General features: G+C 66.3%; 3 protein-coding genes. All 3 read left to right on the plus strand.

Going from position 1 to position 4,189, the window contains the following annotated elements; all coding sequences use genetic code 11:
* Positions 1-1,148, plus strand: a 1,148-nt coding sequence (gene ligD, locus Y704_RS21745; protein ID WP_035773002.1) for a non-homologous end-joining DNA ligase, incomplete at its 5' end; no start/stop codon positions are given.
* Between the two features lie 99 nt (positions 1,149-1,247).
* Positions 1,248-3,644, plus strand: a complete 2,397-nt coding sequence (locus tag Y704_RS0115070; protein WP_035773003.1) for a phosphoketolase family protein — start codon at positions 1,248-1,250, stop codon at positions 3,642-3,644.
* Between the two features lie 33 nt (positions 3,645-3,677).
* On the plus strand, positions 3,678-4,142 hold the full coding sequence (locus Y704_RS0115075; RefSeq protein WP_026550735.1) for an SRPBCC family protein: 465 nt from the start codon (positions 3,678-3,680) through the stop codon (positions 4,140-4,142).
* Positions 4,143-4,189: the final 47 nt, after the last annotated feature.

Genomic DNA, 4,189 nt, shown 5'->3' on the forward strand with positions numbered 1-4,189 from the left:
GCCGCCGCTATGCGCTCATCCATACGGGATCCACCGGGACGGCCGGAGGCGGGAGGAACTGGCTGATCCACCTGATGAAGGACCAGCCCACTGACTCCGGCGGCTCGGCCGCCGGGCTGGACCACCAGATCCCGGAGGTTCTCCCGCGCGCTGCTCCGGCGCCGGGCCCGGTCCCGGCCGGAGCTGCCTTCATCGCGCCGATGCTGGCAACGCTCGGTTCTCCGCAGTCCATTCCGGACCCGCACGGCTGGGCGTATGAGATGAAGTGGGACGGGGTCCGGGCCATTGCGGCCGTCAACGGGAACGCGGTGCAGCTGACAAGCCGCAACGGCAATGACATGACGCTGCTCTATCCCGAACTCGGTGACCTCGCGGAGTACGTCAGTGCCGGAACGGCGGTGCTCGACGGCGAGATCGTTGCACTCAACAGGGCTGGCCGGCCTGATTTCAGCCTTCTCCAGACACGTCTGAAGCTGACCGACACCACCGAGATCCAAGCAGCAGCCCAACACACGCCCGTGCGTCTCGTGCTCTTCGACCTGTTGGAGTTCGAGGGCAGGGACCTCACTGCCCTCGACTACTGCCAGCGCCGGGAGATCCTCGAGCAGGCGGTGGACGAGGCTCCGGATTTCCACGTGCAGGTGCCCGGCGCCCTCGATGCCACCCTGGAGGAAGCCGTGGAGGCGAGCCGGCAACTAGGCCTCGAGGGAATCCTGGCCAAGCGGCTCACCAGCGACTACACGCCTGGTGCGCGTTCCCGGAGCTGGGTCAAGATCAAGCACCAGCGTACCCAGGAGGTAGTGGTGGTGGGTTGGCGACCAGGCAAGGGAAACCGGGCGTCGAAAGTCGGGTCGCTCCTGGTCGCAGTGCCCGACGGCATCGACCTCAGATACCTGGGACGGGTGGGTTCCGGCCTCACGGACCGGGAGCTCGCCGACGTCGGCGCCCGGCTGAGGAAGATGGCCCGCAAGACCGCGCCGCTGGGTGATGTGCCCGGCGCCGATGCCGCCGATGCGCACTGGGTCCGACCGGCCCTGGTCGGCGAGGTGCAGTACAGCGGACGCACCGGCGGCGGACGGCTTCGCCATCCCGTGTGGCGGGGGTGGCGGCCGGACAAGAAACCGTCCGACGTCGTCGTCGAACTGTGACCCCCCCGATGACGCAAGCACAAAAGGCTGCTCTGACCGATCGAAAGCAGTCATACGTGCTTGCGTCAGGGGGCACCACCAAACCACGAAGGAGCATCAATGACCGATCTGGACATTCCCGGGCTCGATGCGTGGTGGCGGGCCGCCAATTATGTCTCAGTGGGCCAGATCTACCTGCGGGGCAACGCGCTTCTGCGAAGGCCGCTCGAGGGGCGCGACGTGAAGGCGCGGCTGCTGGGGCACTGGGGCACCACGCCGGGGCTGAACTTCGTCTACGCGCACCTCAATCGCGTCATCGCCGAGCGTCGCCAGGAAGTGCTGTTCGTGACCGGGCCGGGGCACGGCGGCCCCGCCAACGTCGCCAATGCCTGGCTCGAGGGCACCTACTCGGAGGTCTACAGCCATATCGGGAAGGACGAAGCGGGCCTGAACGCACTGTTCAAACAGTTCAGCTACCCGGGCGGAATACCGTCGCACGCGGCACCCGAGACGCCCGGCTCCATCCATGAGGGCGGCGAACTCGGCTACGCGCTGGCCCACGCCTACGGCGCGGTCTTCGACAATCCGGACCTCATCGCCGCCGCGGTCGTGGGCGACGGCGAAGCGGAGACCGGGCCGCTGGCCGCCAGCTGGCACTCGAACAATTTCCTGGACCCGGCGGTGGACGGTGCGGTGCTCCCGATCCTGCACCTGAACGGCTACAAGATCGCCAATCCCACGATCCTGGCCCGCATGCCCGAGGAGCAGCTGCGGCAGCTGCTGTACGGCTACGGCTACGACCCCCATTTCGTGACGGTCACCGATCCGCGGGCCACCGAGCAGGCGCACCGGGACTTCGCAGCCGTGCTGGACGCGTGCGTGGACAGCATCCACGCGATCCAGGCGGAAGCCCGACCTGAAAACGGATCCCGCCCCACCCCTGCAGGGAACGCCACTCCGCGATGGCCCATGATCGTGCTCCGCTCGCCGAAGGGCTGGACCGGCCCGGAGACCGTGGACGGCAAGCAGACCGAAGGCACCTGGCGCGCCCACCAGGTGCCGCTGACCGGGATCCACACCAACGAGGAGCATCTGCACCAGCTCGAGGAGTGGATGCGCTCCTACCGCCCGGACGAGCTGTTCACCGGCAAGGGCGAGCTGCGGCCCGGGATCGCCCGGCAGGCACCGGAGGGCAACCTTCGGATGAGTGCAACGCCGTACGCCAACGGTGGCTGGCTCCTGCGGGACCTCGTGCTGCCGTCCTACGCGGATCATGCCGTGGAGGTGTCGAATCCCGGTGTCGAAAGGGCGAGCCCGATGATGACGGTGGGTGGATACCTGCGCGACATCATCGCGGCGAATCCGACGAACTTCCGCCTCTTCGGGCCGGACGAAACGGCGTCGAACCGCCTGTCCGCCGTCTATGAGGTGACGGACAAGGTGTGGGAGCCGCGCATCGAGGACGTCGACGAGCACCTAGCACGGTCCGGCCGGGTCATGGAAGTCCTCAGCGAGCATCTGTGCCAGGGCTGGCTCGAGGGATACCTGCTCACGGGCCGGCACGGCGTCTTCAACTGCTACGAGGCGTTCGTGCACATCGTCGACTCGATGTTCAACCAGTACGCGAAGTGGCTCAAGGTGCACCAGGAGCTGTCCTGGCGGCGTCCCGTCGCCTCGTTCAACTACCTGCTCTCCAGCCATGTGTGGCAGCAGGACCATAACGGCTTCTCCCACCAGGACCCCGGCTTCATCGACCACGTGGTGAACAAGAAGGCCGACGTCATCCGCGTCTACCTGCCACCGGATGCCAACACCATGCTGGCCGTCACCGAGCACTGCATGCGCACCCGTGACACGATCAACGTGATCGTCACCGGCAAGCAGCCCACACCGACCTGGCTCGGACCCGAGGAAGCGCGGCTGCACGTTCGGCGCGGCATCGGGATCTTCGGGTTTGCCGGGAGCGAGGAGCCGGGCCTCGACCCCGACGTCGTCCTGGGGTGTGCCGGTGACGTGCCGACGCTCGAGGTAGTGGCGGCCGCGGGCCTGTTGAAACAGAGCATTCCCGGACTGAAGATCCGGGTGGTGAATGTGGTGGACCTGATGCGGCTGCAGGACGAGTCGGAGCATCCGCACGGACTCTCCGCGCGGGACTTCGACACCCTCTTCACCACCACGAAGCCGGTGGTCTTCGCGTACCACGGGTACCCCTGGCTCATCCACCGGCTCACCTACCGCAGGAACAACCACGCGAACCTGCACGTTCGGGGATATAAGGAGGAAGGTACGACGACGACGCCGTTCGACATGGCGATGCTGAACCAGATCGACCGGTTCCAGCTCGCCATGGACGCGATCGACCGGGTACCTTCCCTCGGCTCGACCCAGGCCCGGCTTCGGCAGGACCTCCAGGACCAGCGACAGCGGGCCTGGCAGTACACGCGCGACGCCGGAGAGGACCTCGAGTCGGTCACCGGCTGGACGTTGAACGAATCTTCGCCGGATGACGCGAAGTAGGCACTGTTTTCCCCATCAGAAGGAGTACGCCCTATGACTGAAACAAGCATCACCGCAAGCCGGACCATCGACGCCCCGGCGGACGCGATCTTCACCCTCCTCTCCAACCCCGCCCACCACGCGGCGCTCGACGGCTCCGGAATGGTGCAGTCGGATGACAAGTCGGACCGCATCACGGCCGTCGGGCAGAAGTTCACCATGAACCAGCACTGGGAGAAAATGGGAGGTGACTATCAGACCGACAACCACGTGGTCGGCTACGATCCGAACAAGCTCCTCGCGTGGAAGACCGCCCCGGCCGGTGAAGTTCCACCGGGCTGGCAGTGGGTATGGGAGCTTCAGCCCGCGGGTCCCGATTCCACCGAGGTGTCGGTGACCTATGACTGGACGCACGTCACGGACAAGGAAATTCTGAAGAAGCTTTCCTTCCCCGAGGTGTCCGTCGAGGACCTCGATGCATCACTGGGAAACCTCGCGTCAGCGGTTTCCGAAAAGTAACCCGAACGACGGCGAACGCGCCGGAAGACGACGGGCGCACCGGTTTG

The sequence above is a fragment of the Arthrobacter sp. Br18 genome, assembly GCF_000520555.1.
GTDB lineage: Bacteria > Actinomycetota > Actinomycetes > Actinomycetales > Micrococcaceae > Arthrobacter_D.